The 22,879-nt window shown below is 75.0% G+C and carries 18 protein-coding genes; 10 read left to right on the forward strand and 8 right to left on the reverse strand.

Annotation, left to right across the window (positions count from 1 at the left end; all coding sequences use genetic code 11):
* Positions 1–70: 70 nt before the first annotated feature.
* On the reverse strand, positions 71–4,453 hold the full coding sequence (locus CG747_RS06400) for an FtsK/SpoIIIE domain-containing protein (RefSeq protein WP_100600641.1): 4,383 nt from the start codon (positions 4,451–4,453) through the stop codon (positions 71–73).
* Between the two features lie 245 nt (positions 4,454–4,698).
* On the opposite strand from CG747_RS06400, the gene CG747_RS06405 reads away from it, so the two are divergent.
* A complete protein-coding gene (locus tag CG747_RS06405) occupies positions 4,699–5,640 on the forward strand; it encodes a hypothetical protein (protein WP_100600642.1) in 942 nt (313 codons plus the stop codon).
* A gap of 3 nt (positions 5,641–5,643) precedes the next feature.
* Here the strand turns inward: CG747_RS06405 and CG747_RS06410 are convergent, their stop codons facing one another.
* The 3 genes from CG747_RS06410 to CG747_RS06420 all read right to left on the reverse strand — a co-directional run bounded on the left by CG747_RS06410 (position 5,644) and on the right by CG747_RS06420 (position 8,222).
* The gene (locus CG747_RS06410; protein WP_100600643.1) at positions 5,644–6,228 is read right to left on the reverse strand and encodes a sigma-70 family RNA polymerase sigma factor; all 585 of its coding nucleotides are present in this window, start codon (positions 6,226–6,228) and stop codon (positions 5,644–5,646) included.
* A gap of 144 nt (positions 6,229–6,372) precedes the next feature.
* Complete coding sequence (locus CG747_RS06415) at positions 6,373–7,143, reverse strand: LamG domain-containing protein (RefSeq protein WP_100600644.1); 771 nt, start codon at positions 7,141–7,143, stop codon at positions 6,373–6,375.
* Positions 7,144–7,580: 437 nt separating this feature from the next.
* Positions 7,581–8,222, reverse strand: a complete 642-nt coding sequence (locus CG747_RS06420; RefSeq protein ID WP_100600645.1) for a TetR/AcrR family transcriptional regulator — start codon at positions 8,220–8,222, stop codon at positions 7,581–7,583.
* A gap of 201 nt (positions 8,223–8,423) precedes the next feature.
* On the opposite strand from CG747_RS06420, the gene CG747_RS06425 reads away from it, so the two are divergent.
* Positions 8,424–9,836: an amidase gene (locus CG747_RS06425; protein ID WP_100600910.1), complete on the forward strand. Its 1,413-nt coding sequence runs from the start codon at positions 8,424–8,426 to the stop codon at positions 9,834–9,836.
* Positions 9,837–9,973: 137 nt separating this feature from the next.
* Here CG747_RS06425 and CG747_RS06430 read toward each other — a convergent pair whose 3' ends face one another.
* Both CG747_RS06430 and CG747_RS06435 read right to left on the reverse strand, forming a co-directional pair.
* Complete coding sequence (locus CG747_RS06430) at positions 9,974–10,399, reverse strand: RNHCP domain-containing protein (RefSeq protein WP_100600646.1); 426 nt, start codon at positions 10,397–10,399, stop codon at positions 9,974–9,976.
* Positions 10,400–10,425: 26 nt separating this feature from the next.
* Positions 10,426–10,791, reverse strand: coding sequence for an RNHCP domain-containing protein (locus tag CG747_RS06435; protein ID WP_100600647.1), 366 nt, complete (start codon positions 10,789–10,791; stop codon positions 10,426–10,428).
* Between the two features lie 429 nt (positions 10,792–11,220).
* Between CG747_RS06435 and CG747_RS47805 the strand changes: the two genes are divergently transcribed.
* The 4 genes from CG747_RS47805 (at position 11,221) to CG747_RS06455 (ending at position 16,142) form a co-directional block, all read left to right on the forward strand.
* On the forward strand, positions 11,221–11,667 hold the full coding sequence (locus tag CG747_RS47805) for a hypothetical protein (protein WP_180985414.1): 447 nt from the start codon (positions 11,221–11,223) through the stop codon (positions 11,665–11,667).
* Between the two features lie 80 nt (positions 11,668–11,747).
* Positions 11,748–13,835 carry a tetratricopeptide repeat protein gene (locus tag CG747_RS06440; RefSeq protein WP_180985415.1) on the forward strand — a complete coding sequence of 696 codons (2,088 nt, stop codon included), beginning with the start codon at positions 11,748–11,750 and terminating at the stop codon, positions 13,833–13,835.
* Between the two features lie 338 nt (positions 13,836–14,173).
* Positions 14,174–15,244 carry a CoA ester lyase gene (locus tag CG747_RS06450; RefSeq protein WP_100600649.1) on the forward strand — a complete coding sequence of 357 codons (1,071 nt, stop codon included), beginning with the start codon at positions 14,174–14,176 and terminating at the stop codon, positions 15,242–15,244.
* A 4-nt stretch (positions 15,245–15,248) separates the two neighbouring features.
* A complete protein-coding gene (locus CG747_RS06455; protein ID WP_100600650.1) occupies positions 15,249–16,142 on the forward strand; it encodes a CoA ester lyase in 894 nt (297 codons plus the stop codon).
* A 67-nt stretch (positions 16,143–16,209) separates the two neighbouring features.
* Here CG747_RS06455 and CG747_RS06460 read toward each other — a convergent pair whose 3' ends face one another.
* Positions 16,210–17,325: a CapA family protein gene (locus tag CG747_RS06460; RefSeq protein ID WP_100600651.1), complete on the reverse strand. Its 1,116-nt coding sequence runs from the start codon at positions 17,323–17,325 to the stop codon at positions 16,210–16,212.
* Between the two features lie 75 nt (positions 17,326–17,400).
* Positions 17,401–18,552: a helix-turn-helix domain-containing protein gene (locus tag CG747_RS06465; RefSeq protein ID WP_100600652.1), complete on the reverse strand. Its 1,152-nt coding sequence runs from the start codon at positions 18,550–18,552 to the stop codon at positions 17,401–17,403.
* Positions 18,553–18,603: 51 nt separating this feature from the next.
* Here CG747_RS06465 and CG747_RS06470 point away from each other — a divergent pair, with 51 nt between their 5' ends.
* The 4 genes from CG747_RS06470 to blsF all read left to right on the forward strand — a co-directional run bounded on the left by CG747_RS06470 (position 18,604) and on the right by blsF (position 22,845).
* Positions 18,604–19,005, forward strand: coding sequence for a cupin domain-containing protein (locus tag CG747_RS06470; protein ID WP_100600653.1), 402 nt, complete (start codon positions 18,604–18,606; stop codon positions 19,003–19,005).
* A 445-nt stretch (positions 19,006–19,450) separates the two neighbouring features.
* The gene (locus CG747_RS06475; protein WP_100600654.1) at positions 19,451–20,812 is read left to right on the forward strand and encodes a hydroxymethylcytosylglucuronate/cytosylglucuronate synthase; all 1,362 of its coding nucleotides are present in this window, start codon (positions 19,451–19,453) and stop codon (positions 20,810–20,812) included.
* 36 nt (positions 20,813–20,848) lie between these two features.
* On the forward strand, positions 20,849–21,877 hold the full coding sequence (gene blsE, locus CG747_RS06480) for a cytosylglucuronate decarboxylase (protein ID WP_100600655.1): 1,029 nt from the start codon (positions 20,849–20,851) through the stop codon (positions 21,875–21,877).
* Positions 21,877–22,845 (forward strand): CGA synthase-related protein, encoded by a 969-nt coding sequence (gene blsF / locus CG747_RS06485; RefSeq protein ID WP_257980251.1) that lies wholly within the window; start codon positions 21,877–21,879, stop codon positions 22,843–22,845. The genes blsE and blsF overlap by 1 nt, the downstream gene beginning before the upstream one ends.
* Positions 22,846–22,879: the final 34 nt, after the last annotated feature.

A 22,879-nucleotide genomic window follows, 5' to 3' on the forward strand; every position in this document is an offset into this window, starting at 1 on the left:
GCCGCGTCCCGGAATGCGTGAGGGCTCCCGCCCCGGCCGCCGCCGGGGTGGGAGCCCTCTGCCGTGGGCCTCAGCTGCCGGCCGGCGGGAGCACCGTCTCCGGGACCTGCACGGTGCGCAGCACGCCGTCGCCCAGGTGCAGGATCGCCCGGCCGGGGCGGGTCGCGCCAAGGCGGCTGCGGGGCACCTTGACGCCGATCAGTTCGCCGTCGCTCATGTTCTGCGGCTTCAGCAGCAGGCCGCACCGGTTGCGGCGGGCCTCGGTGTGCCAGCCGGAGAACCCGGAGGAGAGCCGGTCGGTCTGCCCGGCGATCACCAGGCCCCGGCCGGTCTCGGCACCGGACTTGGCGATCGGCGTGAGGACCGGCTCGGCCTTCGACTTCAGCAGCAGGTCGGCGTCGTCCAGGATCACCACGGCCCCCTTCGGCGCGGACGCCAGCGCCTGCTCCAGCGCGGTGGGGTCGATGTCGGCCTCGTCGAAGACCGCGAGGACCCCGGGCCGTCCGGCGAGTCGGCGCAGCGGCGACCGGGCGGGCGCGCCGATGACGACGGACGTCCCGACCGACAGCAGCGACAGGGCCAGCGTCGCCAGGACGGTGCTGCGGCCCGAGCGGGCGGGACCGGCGACGAGGAACGTCGGCGTGATGCTGAAGTCCGGTCCGAACGCGGTGAGTTCGTCGCCGCCGACACCGGACAGCGCCCACCGTGCGGAGGGCAGCGGCTGCGGCAGGTACCGGACCGCCTCCTCCCAGGTGAGCCGGTCCGGCAGGGTGTCGACGCGGAACGGCCGGGTGGCGGCGGGCAGGTGGGCCGCCTGCGCGCGGCAGTACTCGGCGATCTGCTGGAGCGCCGCGGCCTGCGCCTGGCCCTCCGGGTTGTCCGTGAGGAGCGCGATCTGCACCTCCGCCTTGTCGGCGGCGCGGAAGGCGCGGCCCGGCGGGATCTCGTCGGGCACGTTCCGCTGGGTGATGCCGATCATCCCGTACTCGGACTTCTCGTTCAGCTTCAGTACGAGCTTGTCCTCGGTGGAGCCGTTGACCCGGCTGGAGAACAGCGCCCGGTCGCCGGTCATCACCAGGTGGATGCCGACGCTCCCGCCGTCCCGGAGCAGGTTCAGCACGCCGGTCAGCAGGTTCCCGGCGTCGTACTCGCCGAGCTGCTTGTCGAAGACCTCCCACCGGTCGATGAACAGCACGATGTGCGGCGGCCGTTCGGCCTCCGGCAGGCTGCGGCGGAGCTCCGGCAGGTCGGCGCTGCCGTGGGCGGCGAGCAGCTCCTGCCGCCGGGCGAGCTCCGTCGTGAGCCGGGCGAGCAGCCGGGCCACCCGGTCGGGCTGGGTGCGCTGGGTGACGGCGCCGCAGTGCGGCAGCCCCTCCATGGCCAGCAGGGCGCCGTTGCCGCAGTCGATGCCGTACATGTGCAGCCGGTCCGCGGAGTGGGCGAAGGCCAGGGTGCCGGCGATGGTGCGCAGCGTCTGCGACCTGCCCTGCCGGGGCGAGCCGATGATGTGCAGGTGGGTCAGGGTCGCGGGGTCGATCACCAGGGGGAGCCGGGACTGCTGGGCCGGCAGGTCCACCACGCCGTACGCGACGGGCCCGAGGTCGTAGTCCGAGGCCGGGGCCGGCGGCAGTTCGCCGGTCACCAGCTGCTCGGGCAGCGGCGGCAGCCAGGGGCTGTGCTGCGCGGGGATGCCCATCTCCCGGTCCGCCTCGCGGATCGCCCGGACGAGTCCGGCGAGGTCGGTCTCCACCTCGGCGGGGGCGGCCGCGGCGCGGGGCCGCGGCGGCAGCGGTTCGCCGAGCCGCTCCCAGCCGACCGGCACCACCCAGGGCGCCGGCAGCGAGCTCGCCGAGGCACCGGGCCGGCGGCCGCCGACCCGTCCGGACTGGAACGGCACCAGGGAGTTCTGGCCGAGGCGCACATAGGCGCGGCCCGGCGTGCTCTGCGCGATCCCGGCGGCCTCCGGGGAGTTGAGGACGTCCGTGCTCTCGCCGGCGTCCGTCACCCGGAGCGCGATCCGCAGGTTGGTGTTGGCGCGGATCTCCGAGGACACGACGCCGCTGGGGCGCTGCGTCGCCAGGATCAGGTGGATGCCGAGGCTGCGGCCCCGCTGCGCGATGTTGACCAGGCCCTTCACGAAGTCCGGCAGATCGCGCACCATCGAGGCGAACTCGTCGATGACGATGAGCAGCCTCGGCATCGGCTCGCGGCCCGCCGGGTTCCGCTCCAGCAGCTCGACGTAGTCCTCGATGTCCTTGGCGCCGACCGCGGCGAGGATGTGCTCGCGCCGGGTGAGCTCCGCCGTCAGCGACACCAGGGCCCGCTCGACGAGGTGCGCGTCGAGGTCGGTGACCATGCCGACGGTGTGCGGCAGGTCCACGCAGTCCTTGAACGCGGAGCCGCCCTTGTAGTCGACGAGGACGAACGTCATCGCGTCCGGACGGTTCGCCACCGCGAGCGAGGCGACCAGCGTCTGCAGGAGTTCGGACTTGCCGGAGCCGGTGGTGCCGGCGACCAGCCCGTGCGGGCCGTCGCGCTTCAGGTCCAGGTGGAACGGGCCGTCCAGGGAGACGCCGACGGCCGCCCGGGTCGAGCGGCCCCCGGCCGTCCAGCGCGCCCGGATACCGGCGGCCTGCGGCGGGTCGAGGGCGAGCACGTCGAGCAGCCGCGCGGCACCGGGCAGCACCGCGGCCTCCTCGTCGGCCCCGCCCGGATCCCGCATCGGGCCCATCGCCCGGGCCAGCGAACGGCACCAGTCCAGGGACACCGCGTCGGGCCGGATGCCCCCGACGGTGGCCTTCCCGGAGCGTCCCACCCGCACCGTTCCGCCGGGCTCCTCGGCGACGACGGCCTGGCACTCCTCGGGCAGCAGCCGCTCCTCGGCGTCCAGGCAGACCGCGCGGACGCCGACGGCCGGTCCGTCGCGCAGGATCTGCGCCACGCCGGGCAGCGAACGGAGCCTGCGGGCCCCGTCGAGGACGACGAGCACGTCGGGGCCGGCGGGCCGGTTCCGCCGGTCCTCCCGGCCGGCGCGCTCGGCGATCAGCGCGGTCAGTTCGGCGACCCGCCGGGCGCAGGTCTCCGTGCCGTAGCCGATGCTGGCCGGGGTGTCGCCGGACTTCTTCCGCACGTGCGGCAGCCAGCGCAGCCAGGACCAGCCGTCCCGGCCCGGGCCGCCGGTCGTCAGCAGGTGGATCTGGAGGTCGCGGGGGCTGTGCAGGACGGCGGCCTGGGCGACCGCCCACTGCGCCACGGCGCGGGCGACCGGCCCCTCGCCGGCGATACCCAGCACGTCGTGCTGACGCAGCGGAACGGTCACCGGGACGTCGTACGCGGTCCACGGGTCCTGGCGGCGGTGTTCGTCCTTGGTCGGGTCCTGGAGCACCACGTCGGAGGGCAGGTCGGCGGTCCCGATGCGCAGTTCCAGGAAGTCGGCGTCCGAGGTGCGGCGCTCCCACAGGCGGCGCCGGGGGCCGACGGCGGTCAGGACGACCTCGGCCGGGTCCGGGAAGCCGCGGCGCCGGGCGGTGCGTTCGGCCGCCAGGGCCTGCTTCGCGTCGCCCTCGATGCGCGCCTTCTTCTCCTCGTAGGCGGCGACCGAGTCCGTGTGGGACTGGCGTCCGCTGCGGCGGCTCACCAGGTAGTTGCCGACGATCGCGACCGGGGAGAGCAGCCCGAACAGCAGCATCGACATCCGGCCGAAGACCAGCGCGCCGGCCACCGCCATCACCAGCGGGGCGAGCGCGGTGATCCACGGCAGCGGGCGGGCGGCGGGCGACGCGGGCGGGGAGGGCAGCGTGAAGCGGGTGGCGGTCTCGGGCGGCCGCAGCCGCGGCGGCCTGTTGTAGTCCCAGCCGGCGCCGTCCTCCGACGGCTGCACGGCCGCGTCCGGCCGCTGCGGCAGGGCGAGTTCGAGCAGGCGGCCGCCGACGAGGAGCTGCGCGCCGGCCGGCCAGGCGGTGGCCTCGGCGAGGTCCTCGCGGTCGAGTTGCGGGGCGTCGCCGTCCGGCGCGGCCGCGTCCGGCGCCACCCGGCAGCGCCCTCCGGGGCCCACCATCAGAACGGCGAACGGCCGGTGCGGCACGGTGCGCAGCACCTGGGCGCTCCCGTCGTGCGCCAGGCCGATCCGGTACTCACCGATGTCGAGGCGGTGCACCGCGCCCGCCCCGGTCCCGCCGACCGCCCGGACCTCCACCAGCCCGTCCGGTTCGGCCGACGACGTGCCCGCCGGGCGGCCCAGGCCGACGACGGCCGCGTGGTGCAGCGGCGAGTCCCGCAGCCGCTGGTCGGCGGGGAGCAGGCGGTCGCCGGCGTACAGGCCGAGGCCCTCCGGGGGCCGGTGGACGCCTCCCACCCCGGCCAGCGCCTCCGCGACGGCGCCCAGGGGCGTGTCGGGGTCGGCGTCGAGGTGGACGTCGAACGCGTCACCGCCCTCCTCGACCACGGTCAACATCAACGACACGAAACGTCCTCCAGCCTGCGTGAACGGGGGCCGCGGGAGCCGTGCTCGCCGGCTTCCGTGCCACTGACGAGACCTACGGATCCGGCCCGTGGATGGTTCACCCGCGCGCACGTGAACCATCCGCGGGCCCGCTCCGTAGTGGCCTTCGGGTGCACTGCGCCGCGACTTGGCCGCGGCGCCGCCCGTTTCCGCCGTCCCGGCTCCGCCGCCGGGGCGTCCCGACAAGGAGTCAGAAGATGATCTGGTACGTGCTGGCCGTGGTGCTGGGGCTGGCGCTGATCGGGGCGGTGGCCGCGCTGGTCGTCACCGAGCGGCGGTCCCGCCCGCCGAAGCCCGCCGCCGCCTCGGCCGCCGTCACGGGGCGGGAGGCGCTGGACATGGTCAACGCGGGCCTGCGCCGGCTGACGGGCGAGTGCCTGCGCTCCGGCCGGTCGCTGCCCGACCTGTACGCCGTCGTCTACTCCGAGGAGCGGCTCGGACTGCTGCTGGCCGGCGCGGAGGAGACCGCCCCCGCGCCCTGGACCGCCGAGGCGGACGGCGAGCGCTGGACGGCCTCGCTCGACGACCTGCACCGCCCCGGCCCGGAGGGCGAACCGGCCCTGCCGTACGCGCTGACCGTGACCGTCGGACTGGACGGCGCCGACCGGGTGCTGGTCGACCTCTCCCGGGCGGCGGGCCCCATCTCCGTGACGGGCCCGGACGCGGAGGTGCGCAGCCTGGTGCGGGCCGTCATCACCGAGACGCTCACCAGCCCGGTGGGCGCTCTCGCCGAGGTCACCCTGGTGGGGTCCCTGGCCGGCGACGGGCTCGTGGCCGGCGACGCGCCGCGGAGCTCGCGGCTGCACACCGCGGCCACGCTGGAGGAGGCGTTCGCCAAGGCGGCTTCGGCGGGCCCGGGACAGCCGGCGCCCGACGCGTCCGACGTCACCCAGATCTACCGGCTGATCGAGGGCAGCAGCCGGATCGCCGTCCGGGGCGAGGCGCCGCACCTGTTCGTCGTGGACGCCTCGCAGCTCCCGCGGCGGGAGGGGGCGTTGGACGGCATGGGACGCGGCGACGCGCTGCTGGTGCTCGGCGAGACGCCCGCCGGATGGCGCTGGCGGGCCGGCGCCGGCGGCTCGCTCGACACCGGACCGCTCGGCCTGGAGATCACCCGGCACGTGGGGCGCTTCGCGTGAGTCTCAACCGGCCTCGCGGTCGAGGCCGTCCCCCCGCAGCCCGCGGATGTGCAGCGCCTCCCGCAGGGCGCGGGCGGCGTAGTGCGTCCGCGACTTGACCGTGCCCGGCGGAACGCCGAGGACCTGGGCCGTCTGGTTGACGCTGCGCCCCAGGTAGTGCACGTGCAGCAGGACCTCGCGCTGCGCCGGCCGCAGGTCGCCTAACGCCTCGACGAGCACCTGGGAGGTGAGGATGTGGTCCACGTCGTCGGGCACCGTCAGGTGGGCGAGTTCCGGGTCGCCGCCCTCGGGCGGCCTGGCCTGGCGGGCCCGGTGCCCGTCGATGACGAGGTTGCGCAGCACGGTGAACAGCCACGGCCGTACCGAGTCCGCGGTCGGGTCGAGTTCCCCCGCGTGCCGCCAGGCGCGTATCGCGACCTCCTGGAGGACGTCCTCGGCGCGGTGCCAGTCACCCTCCAGCCGCCGGGCGGCGAACTGGAGCAGCGCGCTGCCGTGGAAGTCGTAGAGGGCTCTGAGGAACTCGTCGGAGCCGCCTGCCGCCGGGGCGGGGCGGGGTACGCGGTCTTCGGTCGAAGTGCTGGCCGACAAGGGCCTTTTCCTCTCCGGTCATCAGTGGGCGAGACGGGATGGCCGGCTCCGGGAGAGCCGGCGGATGCCGCCGCGAGCGGTCGTACGCTCCGGGCGGCGTGTCCGCCGGCCTGCGGCGGCGATGAACCCGCCCCGGGATCACCGTCAGCCCGGTTCGCGAGAGGACAGCGACTGCACCTGAGCTGCCGTCAGTTCCCGGTCGTAGACATGCACTTCGGCGATGTCGCCCTTCCAGTAGTCGGCCGGCTTCCCGTCGAACTCGGCGCGCCCGATCACCACTGCGCCGGTGGGCTTCACCGAGGTGGCGGCCGCCCGGCTGCCCGCCAGCCGGCCGTCGACGTAGAGCCGCATCCGGTGGTCCTTCTGGCTGTACGTGCCGGTGAGGTGGTACCAGCGGCCGGGCTGCGGCTTCTCGGTCTGCTCCGCGACGGTACGGGCGCCGGTGAAACTGAACGCGAAGTTCCTGTCCTGGCCGGAGTACTGGAGGAAGAACGTGCTGATCCGGTCGCCGTCCTGGGACACGGCGGTGTGGAAGCCGTTCATGTCCTCGTCGGTGAGCCGCACCCGCGCGGCGATCGAGTAGTCCTTGCCCACGGTGTCGAGCCGGATGCCGGTGTCCGCGTACCCGCTGGTGCCGTCCAGCCGCAGGGCGCCGCCCGTGGGGCCTTCGGTCCACTGCGTGCCACCGCCGACCACGGCGTCGCGCTCACCCGCCTTCGCGGTGCCGGACTGGTGCAGGGGCCACCACCCGACGCCGCGCAGCGCCTCGGCGTCGGTGCCCGCCCCGGGTGCGGACGGATTCGCACCGGCCTGCTGATTCCCGGCGCCCTGCCCGCGCACCAGTTGGACGACGACGAAAGCCAGCGCGACGGTCAATACGGCGATCGCGGTGATGAGCGACCATCTGCGCTTCATGAATCTCCCCGGACGTGCGGCGTCAAAGTGTCACTGGTAGGTGACGTGCCCGGCAGGCCGGCGGTTCTACACCCAACTGCGCTGTGACAGGCTCGTTAAACAACAGGCAATGTCCGCCCCTGAATGCGCAGTTGTGTGGCAGAACATGCGGCACCGCCCGGAACAGGCCGTTGAACAAGCCCCTTTGAGACATCGCGGCGGCACGGGGCCGTCGATAAGGCCTCTTCCGCGATGCCAACAGCGGCCTCACCTACGTCCGTTCGGAAGGCACCTCCTTCGGAGGACGTCCCGTCCGCAAGACGCCTCGCCCGAGAAACGCCTCGTCCGCAAGACGCCTCGTTCGAAAGACGATGGTCGCGAGGTGGAGTGGGTGCGGCCCGGAGGGCCCGCGGGCGCGCGGACCCTCCGAGGCCGCCGGAGGAGGACGCTCCGCGTCGCTACCGCGCCGGGGCCGGATCCCGCGGGCCCGCCTGAGTGACGGCGTCGATCTGCGCGTTGAGGAGGCCGAGCGCGGCCTGCGGGGTCAGGTGGCCGATCAGGACGTGGGTGGTCAGACCGTCGGCGAGGGCGAGCAGCAGCTGCGCCGCTCGGGACGGATCGTGGTCGGCACCGGGGGACGCGCCACCGTGCGGGGCCGGGGCGTCCGCGCGGCTCTCGGTGAGCAGCCGCACGAGCAGGGGGTGCAGCCCGGCGTAGTGGCTGCGCAGCACGGTGGCGAGTTCGGGGGTCACGGCGGCCTGCGCGACGAACGCGAGCCAGACCCGGGCCTCGGTGCGGTGCGTCTCGTCGACCAGCGCGACCTCGCCCAGTACGCGCCCCAGGGCGGAGCCGGTCGCGCCCGCCGCCGCGGCGGTGTGGGCCTGCGCCCGCTCGGCCACCCGCTCGCCGACGTGGTCGAGGGCGAAGACGAGCATCTCCTGCTTGGTGCGGAAGCAGCGTTGGACCGCTCCCATCGAGACGCCGGCCCGGGTCGCGACATCGCGCAGGGTCACGCCCTCCAGGCCGCTGCTGTCGGCGAGCGCGCACACCGCCTCGGCGATCCGGCGCCGCCGCTCCTCGTGGTCCACCTGTCTGGGCATGGGCTCCCTCACCGGTTGCGTAGTAATGCGCTTGCATCGATTCCCAGCATAGGATGTGATGCAAGCGCATCGAAACGAAGGGGCGGCCGCTGCCACGGCGTGGCACGGCACGTCATGGCGCGGCGAGGGAAAGGGGGCAGGGGTGCGCGCTCGGCACGAGAGCGGAGCGCGCGGCCCGGCGACGCAATGAACGACCACGCGATGAACACGGAACTGTGGAAGCTGAACGCGACCGAGCTGGGTGCGGCCGTCTCCCGCGGCGAGGTCCTGGCGACCGAGGTGGTGGAAAGCCATCTGGAGCGCATCGCGGCGGTGAACCCGGCCGTGAACGCCGTCACCCAGCTCATGGCGGACAGCGCCCGCGAGGCCGCGCGCACCACCGACCGGCGCCGCGCGGCAGGAGACCAACTCGGCCCGCTGGCCGGAGTGCCCTTCACCGTCAAGGAGAACATCCACGTGGCGGGGTGGGCGACCACGCACGGCGTGCGGAAGTTCCGCGATCACGCGGCCGAGGCCGACTCCCCGCCGGTGCGCCGGCTGCGGGCCGCGGGAGCGATCCCGATCGGCCACGCCAACATGCCCGACCTGGCGATCTCCTCGGACCCCGCGAGCCAGCTGTACGGCCGGACGTACAACCCCTGGGACCCCTCGAAGACCCCGGGCGCCAGCAGCAGCGGCGACGGGGTGGCGGTGGCGGTCGGCATGGCGGCGCTCGGCCTCGGCAACGACTCGGGCGGCTCGGTGCGCATGCCCGCGGCCTTCAACGGAGTGGCGGCACTGAAGCCCAGCTACGGCCGGTTCGCCGCCGACCACCGCGTGCTGGGCCAGGAGCCGATGCTGGCCTCCCAGCTCATCCCCGTCGACGGCCCGCTCGCCCGCTCGGTCGCCGATCTGCGCGCGGCCTACGAGGCGCTGGCGGGCGCGGACCCGGAGGACCCGCGGGCGGTCCCGGTCCCCGCGTACGGGCCCCGCCCCACCGGCCCCCTCAAGGTCGGCGTCGTGGCCGACCCGGCCGGAGTCGGTGTCCACCCCCAGATCCGTGCCGCCATCGACGAGGCGGCCACCGAACTGGAGCGGGCGGGTTACGCCGTGGAGGAGGTTCGGATCCCCCGGCTGAACGAGGCCCTGGAGTGCTACGGCACGCTCATCATGACCGAGTTCGGTGTGAAGTGGCCCCGCATCAGGCAGTTGCTCAGCGAGAAGGGCGCCCAGCACATCGACCTGTTCATGGAGCGCACCCCGCACACCGAACTCGCCGAGTTCCTCCGCCAGACCGGCGTCCGGCTCACCGTCCAACGCGACTGGGCCAAGCTCCTGGACGTCTACCCGCTGCTCCTCGGGGCCACCTGCCCCCAGCCCGTCCCCGGGTTCAACGTGCTCCCCGACGACACCGACGCCGAGAGCCACGCCCGGATGATGCTGGCCGGAGCCCTGTGCACCGTGACCTCCCTCGTCGGCGTGCCCGCGGTGAGCGTGCCCACCGGATTCGCGGAGGGCATGCCGCAGGGCGTCCAGCTCATCGGCCAGATGTACCGCGAGGACCGGTGCCTGGAGGCCGCCGAGGTGATCGAGCGCCACTTCGGCGTACTCGCACCCATCGACCCGCGCCCGTAACCCGAGCGCACACCGGTGTCCGCCCTGGCGACGGGGCAGGGCGGACATCGGCGCGCGCTCGGGCCCGCTGCGGTTCGGTGGGGCGCGTTGTCCAGGCCCGGCTCGGGGTTGTGGTCCCGGGCCGGGCCTGTCGGGTGTCACAGGGCGCGGAGGGCTCGCTCGGCGCGGGTGGGGTCGCGGAGTGGTCTGAGTACGAGGTGGAGCAGGGCCAGGGGGTTGTCGTCGCCGGCGATGCGGTTGGCGCTGAGACGGCCGCAGGACCGGCACTGGTGGATGAGCAGCCACTCGCCGTCCGGGCGGACCGACATGCCGAGCGCTTCCATCCGGCCGCGGCAGGCCGCGGCACGGTCACCGGGGATCCTGCGGTCGACGTGGCGGCTGGCCAGGCAGTGCGGGCAGTGGTTGCGGTGTGCGGTGCCCGGTACGGTCACCGGGACGTCCAGCCGGCAGCCCACGCAGCGGAAGGCGTTCGTCCGGTGTGCGTCCCGGTCGTGGAGGACGGTCTTGTGACGCTGTGGGCGCCGGTCCCGGTCGGGCCGGCGCCGGTTGGTGTGTCGGGGCATGGCGTGTTCCCTCCTTCCGGGCGTGGTCAGAGGGTGCCGAACGCTTCGAGCGGGAACGGCGGCTGGGCGAGCGGCCGTACGGCCATCCGCATCAGGACGAGCTGGTTGTCGTCGGCGCAGACCGGGGTGGAGGTCAGCTCGTCGCAGCGGACGCAGCGGTGGATGACCTGCCAGCCGCCGGTGCGCGGCACGGCGACGGCGATCGGGGACATCCGGCCGCGGCAGTCGCCGGGGCCGCCCTCGACGTGGTCGAGGACGTGCCGGGAGTGCAGGCAGGAGGGGCAGTGGTTGCGCCGGGCGCCGTCGGCGGCGTACGCGGACACCGTCAGACCACACCAAGCGCAGGGGAAGTCGTCGATCTTGGGGGTGGTGGGGGTGGTGTTGTGGGACACCGGTGCTCCTTGCTGGGACGTCGGTCAGGACAGCAAGAGCAGGCCGAGCGGCCTCGACGGGGCGGGCGCGCACACCGGGCACGGTCCGCGGAGGATCGTGGGGCGGCGGGCTGTGCGGGGTGCCGGGAACGCGGTCCGGCAGCCGCGGGAACGGCGGCGAGGAGACGGACGGTTACGCGGTACGGCGAGGCGCACTCGGCGCGAGCCGGAACATCAACACCTTTTTCCAGGGCACAGGGCCCAGTACGGAACGCATCGAATCGAGGACCCCACCAGCTAACAAGGGGGGTTTCGGGCCTGTCAAAGGAATTAGCGGGGAGGGCCGGCGGCAGGCGGGCGCGTTTCCCCGTCGTGGGGTGCGGTGGCTCGGTTTAATGGGGGTCGAACCACCGGTGGGGGTGGGTGAGTTGGGGGAGGTGGGTGGGGCGTATGCGGGGTGAGGCGTTGCGCGCGGTGGCCGCCGCCGGTGGTGCCGCGGTGGTCCGGGCGGCGGGCACGGACGCGTGGGCGGACGTCCGAGAGCGTACGGCCGGGCTGTTCGGCGGTGGGGCGGAGCGGCAGCAGGTGCTCGACGCGCTCGACCGGACGCGAGCCGAGCTGGCCGCCGGGGGCGGGGCGGCGGACGCCGGTGCGCAGTGGCGCGACCGGTTCGCGCGGCGGCTGGACGGGCTGGACGGTGCCGAACGGCTGCGGTTCATCGGCGGGTTGGCGGAGTTGGCGGCGGCGGAGGCAGGCCCGGCGGCGGCCGGTGCGGGCGGCGGCGCGACCGTCCAGGGCGATCTGTCGGTGCGGGCCGAGCGGGGCGCGGTGGCCGGTGTCTTCCAGGGCTCGGTGCACCTCGAAAACCCTCGCCCGCCGGGTGCGGACCAGGGCTGACCGCACCCGGGGACTTCAGTCCGACCGTCAACGCAGCGACCTCGGTCCTGTCCTCGGCCCACGGCGCCGCCTTCGGGCACGTGGAGAACCTCCACTACCACCCGGCGGGTGCCGGGCGGGCGCCGCTCGCCTGGCCGCACCAGGTGGGCGTCGTACCGCCCGAGGCCCACTGCTTCCAGCCGCGCGACGCCCGTACCGCGGGCGACGATCCGGCACCGTGCCGGATCCTGTGCGGGCTGGGCGGCGCCGGGAAGACGCAGTGGGCCGCGCGGCTGGCGCGGGAGGCCCAGCGCGCCGGCGCGGTCGCCCTCCTGGTGTGGGTCACGGCCAGCACCCGGGAGGCGATCGAGTCCGTCTACGCGCAGGCGGCCCAGGAGGTCGCCGGGGCCGACCCGGCCGATCCCCGGCGCGCCGCGCACCAGTTCCTCTCCTGGCTGCAGCGGACCGAGCGGCGCTGGCTGATCGTGCTGGACGACGTCGCCGACCCGGCGGACCTCCGGGGGCTGTGGCCGCCGCACCGTCCGCAGGGCCAGGTCCTGGTCACCACGCGCCGCCGGGACGCCGCCCTGATGGGGCAGGGGCGCGCGTTCGTCGAGGTGGGGGAGTTCACGCCGGACGAGTCCCGCTCCTACCTCCGCACCAAACTCGCCGCCCACGGGCACCGGGTCACGGACGCGGCGGCCGAGGAGCTCGCCGCGGACCTCGGGCACCTCCCCCTGGCGTTGGCCCAGGCGGCCTCCTACCTCACCGACCAGGGACTGTCGTGCGCCGAGTACCGGCGGCGGCTCCACGACCGGCGCAGGTGCCTGCCCGACCTGCTGCCGGAGCACGGTGAGCTGCCCGACGACCACCGGGAAACGGTCTCCGCCGTCTGGGAGTTGTCGATCGAGCGCGCCGACCAGCTGCGGCCCCGCGGGCTGGCGCGCCCGTTCCTGGAGATGGCCTCGGTGCTCGGCCCGCACGGCATCCCGGCCGCGGTCCTCACCGGCGAACCCGCTCGGGCCTACGCGGGCGGCTGCCCGGTGCCGGACACGAGCGGGGACGAGGCGGAGGAGGCGTGGTACGACGAGGTGCCGGTCGAGGACGCCGAGGCCGCGCTGCGGTGCCTGCACCGCCTCAGCCTGATCACCCTGGACCCGGACGACGCCCGGCAGACGGTGCGGGTGCACGGGCTCGTCCAGCGGGCCACCCGGGAGTCCCTGGACCCGGAGCGGCTGGCCACGGCGGCGTACCACGCGGGCACCTGCCTCCTCCTGGCCTGGCCCACGGCGCCCCACGAACAGGACGGGCCGCTGGCCCGGATGCTGCGCGACAACGCCGACGCCCTGTACGACATCGCCGGTGAGGCCATGTGGCCGCTGCACGGCTACTACGTCTTCAACCAGAGCGCGGACAGCTACGGCTGCGCCGGCATGCGGCCCAAGGCCGTCGCCATGCTGGAGGAGTTGTACGCGTCCGCGGTCCGCCATCTCGGGGCCGATCACGCGTACACCCTGAAGGTGCAGCACCAGCTGGCGTACTGGCGGACCCGCAACAAGGACGCCGACGCCAGCGACACCCTGATGGCCGCGCTCGAAAGCCACCGGCGGGTCTACGGCGACGACCACATCCACACCCTGGAGGTCAAGGGCCACCTGGCCGAACTGCTGGGACGCGGCGGCTTCCCGCACGGCGCGGTCCACGTCTTCGAGGACATCCTCGGCGTTCTCCTGCGGCACCATCCCGACGAGCGGGTGCGGATCCTCGAAGCCCGGTGCCAGATCGCCTTCTGGAACGGGATGGCGCACCGGGACCCGGCGCAGATCGCCGCCTTGGAGCAGTTGCACGACGCCCTGCTCGCCGAGCTCGACGCCGCCGACGAGCTGGTGCTCACCTCCGCCCACAACATCGCGGCGCTGCGCGGGGAGTGCGGGGACCCCGCGGGGGCGGCCGCCCTGCTCGAAGAGGTCGCCCGTATCGAGGCGCGGACCCGCGGCACGGACCACCCCGAGAGTCTGACGACCCGTCACAACCTGGCGTTCTACCGGGCGAAGGCCGGGGACCACGACCGGGCGGTGGCGGAGCTGAGCGCCGTGCTGGACGACCGGTGTCGGGTGCTCGGCGAGGACCATCCGAGCACCGACAACACCCGCGACAAACTGGCCGAACTGCGCGCGTCGGCCGAGTGACCCCCTCCCGGCCGACCCGCCCGCTTCGCCGCCTACCTCCCCGACGCCGCCGGCTCCCACCTCACCGAGGTCCGCCCCGCGGCCGACGGCCTCGGCCCCTGGTCGGGCCTGGCCGTCCTGGCCCTCTGGGTCGGCGCCGCCCTGGCTGCGGCCTACGCGACGCTCCGGACGCGGGACGTACGGCAGGGGCGAGCGCCGGGCCGGGGGCGCCCCGGCCCCTTCGCTTTCCGTGATCAACGGCACACGTACTGCGCGGTAACAAGGAGGGGGCGGCGGGCCTAGAGTGTGCGCCGTTGGCCGGCTCCGGGCCGGTCGGTCGGTGCGAGGTAGGAGGCAGGGTGCGTTCTCCGAAGGACTTTTTCCGTCCGTTGGCCGTGGGTGCTCCGGAGCCGGTGCGGGACGTACCGTTCCGGCCGTCACGGATGATCCACTTCTTCGATCCGGGCAATCCGCGGATGGCGGCCAAGGTGCCGGACATCGCACCCGGCGTCGACGTACTGCTCGGGAACCTGGAGGACGCGGTCGCCGCGGACCGCAAGGAGGCCGCCCGGGCCGGGCTGGTCGAGATCGCCCGCGGCACCGACTTCGGCGCGACGCAGCTGTGGACGCGGATCAACAGCCTGGACTCGCCGTGGGCGCTGGACGACCTGCTGACGCTGGTCACCGAGATCGGCGACAAGCTCGACGTGATCATGGTGCCGAAGGTGGAGGGCGCCGAGGACATCCACTACGTCGACCGGCTGGTGGCCCAGCTGGAGGCGAAGGCCGGGGTGCGGCGGCCGATCCTGTTGCACGCCATCCTGGAGACGCCGCGCGGGGTCGCCAACGTGGAGGAGATCGCCGGGGCCAGCCCGCGGATGCAGGGCATGTCGCTGGGGCCGGCGGACCTGGCGGCGAGCCGGCGGATGAAGACCACCCGGGTGGGCGGCGGTCACCCCGGCTACCTGGTGCGCCAGGACCCGCAGCCGGGTGCGGAGGACGCGCCGCGGGCGGTGTTCCAGCAGGACCTGTGGCACTACACGATCGCGCGGATGGTGGACGCCTGCGCGGCGCACGGGATCCTGCCGTACTACGGGCCGTTCGGCGACATCAAGGACACCGTGGCGTGCGAGGACCAGTTCCGCAACGCGTTCCTGCTGGGGTGTGTGGGCGCCTGGAGCCTGCACCCGGTGCAGATCGGGATCGCGAAGAAGGTGTTCTCGCCGACGCCGGACGAGGTCGCCTGGGCACGCCGGGTCATCGCGGAGATGGGCGACGGGACCGGCGCGGTGATGATCGACGGGAAGATGCAGGACGACGCCACGGTCAAGCAGTGCCGGGTGGTGGTGGAGCTCGCCGAGGCGCTGGTGGCGCGGGATCCCGCACTGCGGGCGGCGTACGCGGCGGCGAGCGGCGAGGGAACGGAGTAGGGCGATGGGTGCGACGGGCGAGGCGCAGGGCGCCGTACGGGCGCGGCGGTCGGTGCTGTACATGCCGGGTGCCAACGCGCGGGCGCTGGAGAAGGCGGCGTCGCTGCCGGCGGACGGGCTGATCCTGGACCTGGAGGACGCGGTCGCCCCGGACGCCAAGGAGGCGGCGCGGGAGCGGGTCGCGGCGGCGGTGGCCGCGGGCGCGTACGGCCGCCGGGAGGTCACGGTCCGGGTCAACGGGCCGGGCACGCAGTGGTTCGCGGACGATCTGCGGGCGGCGGCACAGGCCGGTCCGGACGCGGTGGTGGTGCCGAAGGTGGAGTCCGCGGAGACCGTGCGGGAGGTGGAGCGGCACCTGGAGGCGGCCGGCGCCCCGGACCGCACGGCGATCTGGGCGATGGTGGAGACACCGCGGGCGATGCTGGACGCCCGCGCGGTGGCCGGCGCGAGCGAGCGGCTGACGGTGCTGGTGATGGGCACCAACGACCTGGCGAAGGAGCTGCACGCCGCGCATGTGCCGGGCCGGGCGCCGCTGCTGACCGGGCTGTCGCTGGCGCTGCTGGCGGCCCGCGAGGCCGGGAAGGCGATCCTGGACGGGGTGTTCAACGACGTCAAGGACCTGTCCGGGTTCGAGGCGGAGTGCGTCCAGGGGCAGCAGTTCGGCTTCGACGGGAAGACGCTGATCCATCCGTCGCAGATCGAGCCGTGCAACCGGGTGTTCGCACCGGCCGAGGCGGAGGTGGCCCGGGCCCAAAAGATCATCGAGGCGTTCGAGGCCGCGGCCCGGGAAGGACGCGGGGTGGTCACCGTGGACGGGCGGATGGTGGAGAACCTGCACGTGGAGGAGGCGCGGCGGGTGCTGGCACTGGCCGCGGCGGTGGCGGACTCCGGCCGGTAGGGACCGCCGGCCCTGATCCACCGGACCGGCCCCGGGCCCTGGGGCCGGTCCGGCACGGCGGCACCGGTCAGGCCGGGCGGAGGGTCAGCGCGGGCGCCGGGACGGTGGTGAGGACACCGGGGGCGAAGCCGCGGGTCAGGCGGTCGAAGAGGGTGCCGAGCCAGCGGGCGTCCACGACGGAGGCGTACCGCAGCCGCATCCGGTGGGCCTGGAAGGGGACGATCCGCAGCTCCTGGAGGCGGCCGGTGCCGGGCTCCAGGGCGGCGAGGTAGAGCGGACGCAGATCGTCGCGGTACCGCTCGTAGCCGGTGATGCCCTCGTAGTCGTCGATGAAGTCGCCGCACCCGTGGAGGATGAGCTTGCCCGCGTACACCTCCACGGGGCGCGGATGGTGCGCGGAGTGGCCGTGGACGAGGTCCACGCCGCCGTCGATCAGGGCGTGCGCACAGGCGGTCTGGGCGCGGGGCACGCTGTAGCCCCAGTTGGAGCCCCAGTGCACCGAGACCAGGGCCAGGTCGCCGGTCCGCTTCCGGGTGCGGAGCAGCGCGGCCGCCGCCGCGGCGGTGGCCGGTGTCGGGCCGTCCGCCCAGTGGACGCCGCCGTGCCGGGCGGTCGCGGCCCAGGTGTGGGGAATGCCGCTGGACGGCATGCCGAGGGCGAGGACGAGCAGCCGGTGGCCGTCGGGCAGGGGGACGACGGCGGGGCGCCGGGCCGCCTCGGCGTCGGCACCGGCGCCCGCCGTGCACAGGCCCGCGGCGGCCAGGCTCCGCAGGGTCTCGGCCAGCCCCTCGCGGCCGAAGTCCAGGACGTGGTTGTTGGCCAGTGCGCAGACGTCGGGGCGGGCGGCGGCCAGGCAGGGGAGGTTCGCCGGGTGCATCCGGTAGTGGATCTGCCGGCCGGGGGCGAAGGTGCCGTGCCGGGTGACGGAGGTCTCCAGGTTCACCACGCGGGCGGCGGGTGCGGCGGCGTCGAGGGCGGTCAGGGCGTCGCCCCAGGGGTAGCGGACGTCGACGGGGCGGGGGACCGGACCGTTGGCCGCCTCGGCCAGTCCGACGTAGATCCGGGCGTCCTGGACGTACGGTTCGCGCAGCTCGGGGTCGCCGGGGCAGGGCAGGATCTGGTCGACTCCGCGGCCGAGCATCACATCGCCGCAGAGTGCGAGGGTGACGGGATCAGCGGTCATCGACACGCACCGGCTTCCTTTTCCCAGATTAGGGGGCGACCGGCGGGGCGGCCGCGCGACCGCCGGGGTGGTGTTTCACGTGAAACGGCGGTCGGTGGAACGGCGGGTCTCCGTGGAACGGCGGGGCTCCGTGGCGCTACGGGTCTCCGTTTCGCTGCGGGTCTCCGTGGGGCGGCGTGTTTCACGTGAAACGGCGGGTTCCCGTGAAACGGCGCCCGCTTCGTCGGCGTCCGGCCCGAAGCGGCGGCGGTAGGCGGACGGGGTCAGGCCGGTCTCGCGGCGCATCAGCGTGCGCAGATGGGCCGCCGTGCCCAGGCCGCTGCGCCGGGCGACCACGTCGAGGCGGCGCTCCCCGCGTTCGATCAACCGGCAGGCCAGCGCGATCCGTTCGCCGGTGAGCCAGGCCAACGGGGTGGTGCCCAGCTCGGCGCGGAAGCGGCGGTGCAGGGTGGCCGGGCTGACCGCGGCGCGGGCGGCCAGGTCGGCCACGGTGAGCGGACCGTCCAGGTGTTCCTGGGCCCAGGCCAGGAGCGGGGCGAGCGACGCGTCCGGCACCCGGGGCACCGGGCGGTCCACGAACTGCCGCTGGCCGCCGTCCCGGTGGGCGGCGAAGACCAGCCGGCGGCTGACCGTGTTGGCGATCTCCGCGCCGTGGTCGCGGCGGACCAGGTGCAGCCCCAGGTCGAGCGCGGCCGCGCTGCCCGCCGCGGTGAGGATCTCGCCGTCGTCCACGAACAGCACGTCGGGCTCCAGGCGGACGGCGGGGAAGCGGGCCCGGAAGGCGTCCGCCCACTGCCAGTGGGTGGTGGCCCGGCGGCCGTCGAGGACGCCCGCCTCGGCGAGGGTGAAGGCACCCGTGCAGAAGCTGACCAGCCGCGCGCCGCGGGCGTGGGCCCGGCGTATCGCGTCGAGCAGGGCGGGGCGGCGGGGCACCTCGACGTCGGGCCGGTGGGGGACGATCACGGTGTCCGCGGTGTCGGCCGCCGCCAGACCGGCGACGCCGGTGAGGGTGAAGAAGCCGTCGCGCATCCGGGTCCGCGGCTCCGGCGCGCAGAGCGCGAAGTCGTAGAGGTCCCGGCCGGTTTCGGGGCGCCGGAGGCCGAACACCTCGATCGCGCAGCCGAGTTCGAAGGGGTTGGTGTTCTCGTCGACGACGGCGACGACGCGGTGCGGGCGGTCCGGTGCCCGGCCCGGCGCCCGGTCCGGTTGCGAGGATCGTTGCGGCATATGCGATTCCTAGCACTCACGGCGGCCGGGCGGGCCGGACAGGATCGGATCATGAGCACACACACGAACCAGCCGCTGGAACTCGGCGCGGCACTGGCCTCCTTCGACGCCCTGTGGAGCCCCCGGATCGTCACCCGGGTCAACGACTACGACGTCCGGGTCGCCAAGGTCGCCGGCGAGCACCTGTGGCACGTCCACGACGACACCGACGAGTTCTTCCTGGTTCTGGAGGGGGAGTTGTTCATCGCGTTGCGGGAGGAGGCCGGGGAGCGCACGGTCCGGCTCCCCAAGGGCGCCGTCTTCACCGTCCCCCGGGGCACCGAGCACAAGCCGTCCGCCCCGGCCGGCGCCTCGCTGCTGCTCTTCGAACCCACCGGGACGTCGACCGTCGGCGACCGGCACGAGGAGGTCCCCGACCACGTGGACGCGACCACGGGGCACGCCCTGGCGTGACCCGCCCGCGGACGGCGCGGGGGGCCGGGCCGGCGCTCCTCCGGGGTCCGATCCGGCCGGGCGGTGGTGCACGGCCGCGGGGACCGTGCGGGCGCACGCTGAGCGCGAAGCAGGGCGCGGCACCGAGGGGCGCCGGGCCCCGCCGCGGCGGCGGGGCAACGGGGATGGCCTCGCCGGATCCCGCCCGCCCCCGGGCCAGGACGGGGCCGGCGGGCGCTCACCGCCGGTGCGAGGTACGGCCAAAGATGCGCCTTGGGATCGAACGGGTGCCCATATCGGATACGTCCGGCAATGGGGGAGCACTGGCCGGATTCCATTGATATGAGGCTTGCGGGGTCAAGCGTCCGGGCCGGATCGTGAGGCCCCGCGATCCCCGCCGGGCGCCGTCCGCGCCGCCTTGCCGGGATCTCTTCTGCCGTCCTGCGCAAGGGAGTTGAGCCACGCCATGCGTCCTGTGCCCGGTCCCGCCACCGTCACGGTCGCCGTCGCCGGCGTCGAGTTCGGCTGGGGCAGCTCCGGAAAGCTGAGCGCCGTGCTGACCGCGCTGCGCGAGCGGTCCGGACGTCCCCTGCGATTCGTCGGCCTGGCCTCCGGGCTGGGGCGTCCGCTGCTGGCCGGGCAGGGGATCGAGCGCTGGTACGACCTGCCGGCCGCGGCCGGACCGGCCCGGGCCGCGGTGGCCGAGGTCGTCCGGGACGAGCGGGTCCGGGCCGCCCTGGTGGTGCTGGACGGCGCCGCCGCCAAGGCGCTGGAGGGCGCCGGGGTGCCCACCGTGTTCGTGGACAGCCTGCCGTTCCTGTGGACCGAGGGGGACCGGGACGCCCTGCCGCTGGAGGTCTCCGCGTACTGCGCCCAGCGGTGCGCCGAACTCCCCGACGCCTGCCGGGGCGTACTGGGCTCCGTACGGGACCTGCGCTGGGTCGAGGCGGTCATCGGGAGCGCCGGGCCGGTCCCCGCCCAGGCCCGCCGCTCCGCCCCGCGGCCCGGCGGGAGGGCCCTGGTCAATCTGGGCGGGCTGCACGCCCCGGGGCTCGGCGACTGGACCCGGTACCCGGGCATCGTGGTGCCCGCCGCGCTCGCGGCGCTGGCCGCGTACGGGGTCCACGAGGTGCACGTGGCCGGCAACCTGCCGCGGGAGCTGGTCGAGCGGCTCGCGGCCGGGGTGTTTCACGTGAAACCGGCGGCCGCCGCGCCGATGACCGTGACCGCCGGGGCGCTCCCGCACGGGGAGTTCCTGGCCCGGCTGGCCGACTGCGAGGTGCTGCTCACCTCCCCCGGGCTGACCACCCTCCTGGAGGCCGGCAGCCTCGGCGTCCCGACCGTCTGCCTGCCGCCGCAGAACCTCAGCCAGATCTTCAACGGGCGGTTCCACAGCCGGGCGGTGGGCGCCGACGTCCGGGTCGTCTGGCCGTCCGCGGTCTTCGCCGAGGAGACCGCCATGGCCCTGCGGGCAGGCGGCGAGGACGCGGCACTGCGGGTCGTCTACGACGGGATCGCGGCGGCGTACGGCGCCGGGGACCCCGCCGCGGACTGCGCCTCCCCGGATCCGTACCGCGCCCCCGGAGCCGGCGGGGCGCGTCCGGAGGTGGTCGCCGCGGTACGGGACGGCGTGCTGGCCGCGCTGCGGACCGCCGGGCGGGGGGCCGACTGGGGCGGGCTGACCCGCGGCACCGGCACCAACGGCGCGGCGCAGGTGGCCGACACCGTGCTGGCGATACTCGCCCGGACCCCGCTGCCCGCCCGACCCGGCCGCGCCACCGCACCGCCGGGCCCCGCTCCCCTCCTCCGCCCCGCAGCACAGCCCTGACCGGGAAGTTCCCTCCACCAGGAAGATTCCGCTGCCATGTCCGCTGCCCCGTCCGAGGTCCTCCCCGACGCGCCCGCCACCCGGCGTCCCCGCTACCTGTTCATCCGGATCCTGGAAGCCTGCAACGCCGACTGCTTCATGTGCGAGTTCGCGCTCTCCCGCGACACGTTCCGGTTCTCGCCCGAGGACTTCGCCGAGCTGCTGCCCAAGGCCCGGGCCGCCGGGGTGGGGTACGTCCGGTTCACCGGCGGCGAGCCGCTGATGCACCGGGACGTCGTGGACCTGGTGGAGGCCGGCACCCGCGCCGGCATGAAGATGTCACTCATCACCAACGGCACGCTGCTGCCGAGGATGGCCGAGCGGCTCGCGGCGGCGGGACTGGCGCAGGTGATCGTCAGCCTGGACGGCGCCTCCGCCGCCACCCACGACGTCTACCGGCGGTCCCCCGGCATGTTCGACAACGGGCTGCGCGGGCTGCGCGCCGCCGCCGGCCTCGGCGTCCTGCCCCGGGTCAACACCGTCGTCGGCCCGCACAACTACGCCGAAATGCCCGAGCTCCAGCGGGTGTTGACCGAGGCCGGGGTGCGCCAGTGGGAACTCTCCGCGCTGAAACTGGACCGCACCATCAGCTACCCCGACCCGGACCACGTGCGGGCGGTGTGCGACCCGCTCTACACCGCCGACCCGGCCGCCGTCCTGGTCCCGCTGGGGAAGCGGTTCTACGGGGACACCCCGGAGGAGCAGCAGCGGTACTTCGCCGCGTCGGTGACGCCGCGGGCCTCCCGGCCCCTCTGCCACGTCGTCGACGACGTCATCTACATCGACGGCAAGTACGGGCGGATGTACGCCTGCAGCTGCCTTCCGCACCGGGAGGACGACAGCGGTCCGGGCGGCGCCCCGCTGCGCGAGAACGGGGTGATCCACCTCGACACCCCGGTGTTCCGGCGCCATGCCACGCACTTCCGGGAACGGGGGCCGGAGTCGTGCGGCGGCTGCTCCACCACCGCCGCCGGCTACAGCGACGACGTGGCCCGGCTCGGGGCGGTGGCACCGTGGCGGTACTGATGACCGACGGGGCCCCGCCGGCCGGCGGCGGCCCGGTGCGCCACCGGGTGCTGCTCGTCTCGCGCGACGCCGAACTCGACGCGGTGCTGGCCCGCCGACGTATCGCGGCCCACCTGGGCGAACTCCGCCCGGTGACCGTCCCGACCGCCGACCCGCCGACCACCGCACCGGACCACGGCGAACCCGTACAGGTGGCGCTGGTCTGCGACGAACCCGCCGCCGCCGGGCAGCTGCTCGGCCGGGGGATCCCGGTGGTCCACCTGCGGTCCGGCCACCGGCCCGAACCGTCCGCCGACGCCGCACCGGCGGACGCCCCGCCGCCCGGCGCGCTGTGCCGGGTGCACCGGCCCGGCTGGCTGCCCGGACCACGGCCCCCGGCCGGTGGCGCCCGGTCCACCGGCGCCCTCGCCCCCGCCCGCCCGGCCCGCGACCGGACGCGCAGCGGCACCCTCCTGCTGCTGTCCCTCTGGGGCGTCCCGGCGGACCGGGCCGACGCCTACGCCGCGGAGGTGCTGCGCCCGCTGGTGCGCGCGGCGGTGCGCCGGACGGGCGGCTGCGAGGTGGTCGCCGACACCCGGACCGCGGCCGTCCGGGACGCGCTCGGCGGCCTCCCCGGCGTCCGGATCGGCCGGGCCGCCGACGCCGGCGTGGACCCCGACGCCCTGCACGCCCGCGCCGACGTCTTCCTCGCCTCGCCGACCCTGGGCGCCCTGACGCTCGCCCAGGCACGGCGCGCACCGCTGGTGTTCCTGCCGCCGCTCGGGGCGGCCCAGGAGGACCTGGCGGAACGGGTGGCCCGGGCGGTGCCGGTCCCGGTGGCCGACGACCCGGACGACCCGGCGCCGTGGGTGCCGCCCGGGGGCCCGGCGGCCGGCCCCTGGCACGGCCTCGACCCGGCCGCCGACGACCTCCGCGGCGCCCAGCGCGTCGCCCGCACCCTGCGTCAGCTCTGCCTGGCCCCCCTGTGACCGTTCCGGCACCACGGTCCGCCCCTGCCCCCGC

The organism is Streptomyces sp. CB02959 (genome assembly GCF_002803155.1).
GTDB lineage: Bacteria > Actinomycetota > Actinomycetes > Streptomycetales > Streptomycetaceae > Streptomyces.

Bases quoted from the DNA above. Each gene is read 5' to 3' on its own strand.
- CG747_RS06400 (WP_100600641.1), bottom strand. From the start codon at position 4,453: ATGTTGACCGTGGTCGAGGAGGGCGGTGACGCGTTCGACGTCCACCTC.
- CG747_RS06405 (WP_100600642.1), top strand. From the start codon at position 4,699: ATGATCTGGTACGTGCTGGCCGTGGTGCTGGGGCTGGCGCTGATCGGG.
- CG747_RS06415 (WP_100600644.1), bottom strand. From the start codon at position 7,143: ATGAAGCGCAGATGGTCGCTCATCACCGCGATCGCCGTATTGACCGTC.
- CG747_RS06420 (WP_100600645.1), bottom strand. From the start codon at position 8,222: ATGCCCAGACAGGTGGACCACGAGGAGCGGCGGCGCCGGATCGCCGAG.
- CG747_RS06425 (WP_100600910.1), top strand. From the start codon at position 8,424: ATGAACACGGAACTGTGGAAGCTGAACGCGACCGAGCTGGGTGCGGCC.
- CG747_RS06430 (WP_100600646.1), bottom strand. From the start codon at position 10,399: ATGCCCCGACACACCAACCGGCGCCGGCCCGACCGGGACCGGCGCCCA.
- CG747_RS47805 (WP_180985414.1), top strand. From the start codon at position 11,221: ATGCGGGGTGAGGCGTTGCGCGCGGTGGCCGCCGCCGGTGGTGCCGCG.
- CG747_RS06455 (WP_100600650.1), top strand. From the start codon at position 15,249: ATGGGTGCGACGGGCGAGGCGCAGGGCGCCGTACGGGCGCGGCGGTCG.
- CG747_RS06460 (WP_100600651.1), bottom strand. From the start codon at position 17,325: ATGACCGCTGATCCCGTCACCCTCGCACTCTGCGGCGATGTGATGCTC.
- CG747_RS06465 (WP_100600652.1), bottom strand. From the start codon at position 18,552: ATGCCGCAACGATCCTCGCAACCGGACCGGGCGCCGGGCCGGGCACCG.
- CG747_RS06470 (WP_100600653.1), top strand. From the start codon at position 18,604: ATGAGCACACACACGAACCAGCCGCTGGAACTCGGCGCGGCACTGGCC.
- CG747_RS06475 (WP_100600654.1), top strand. From the start codon at position 19,451: ATGCGTCCTGTGCCCGGTCCCGCCACCGTCACGGTCGCCGTCGCCGGC.
- blsE (WP_100600655.1), top strand. From the start codon at position 20,849: ATGTCCGCTGCCCCGTCCGAGGTCCTCCCCGACGCGCCCGCCACCCGG.
- blsF (WP_257980251.1), top strand. From the start codon at position 21,877: ATGACCGACGGGGCCCCGCCGGCCGGCGGCGGCCCGGTGCGCCACCGG.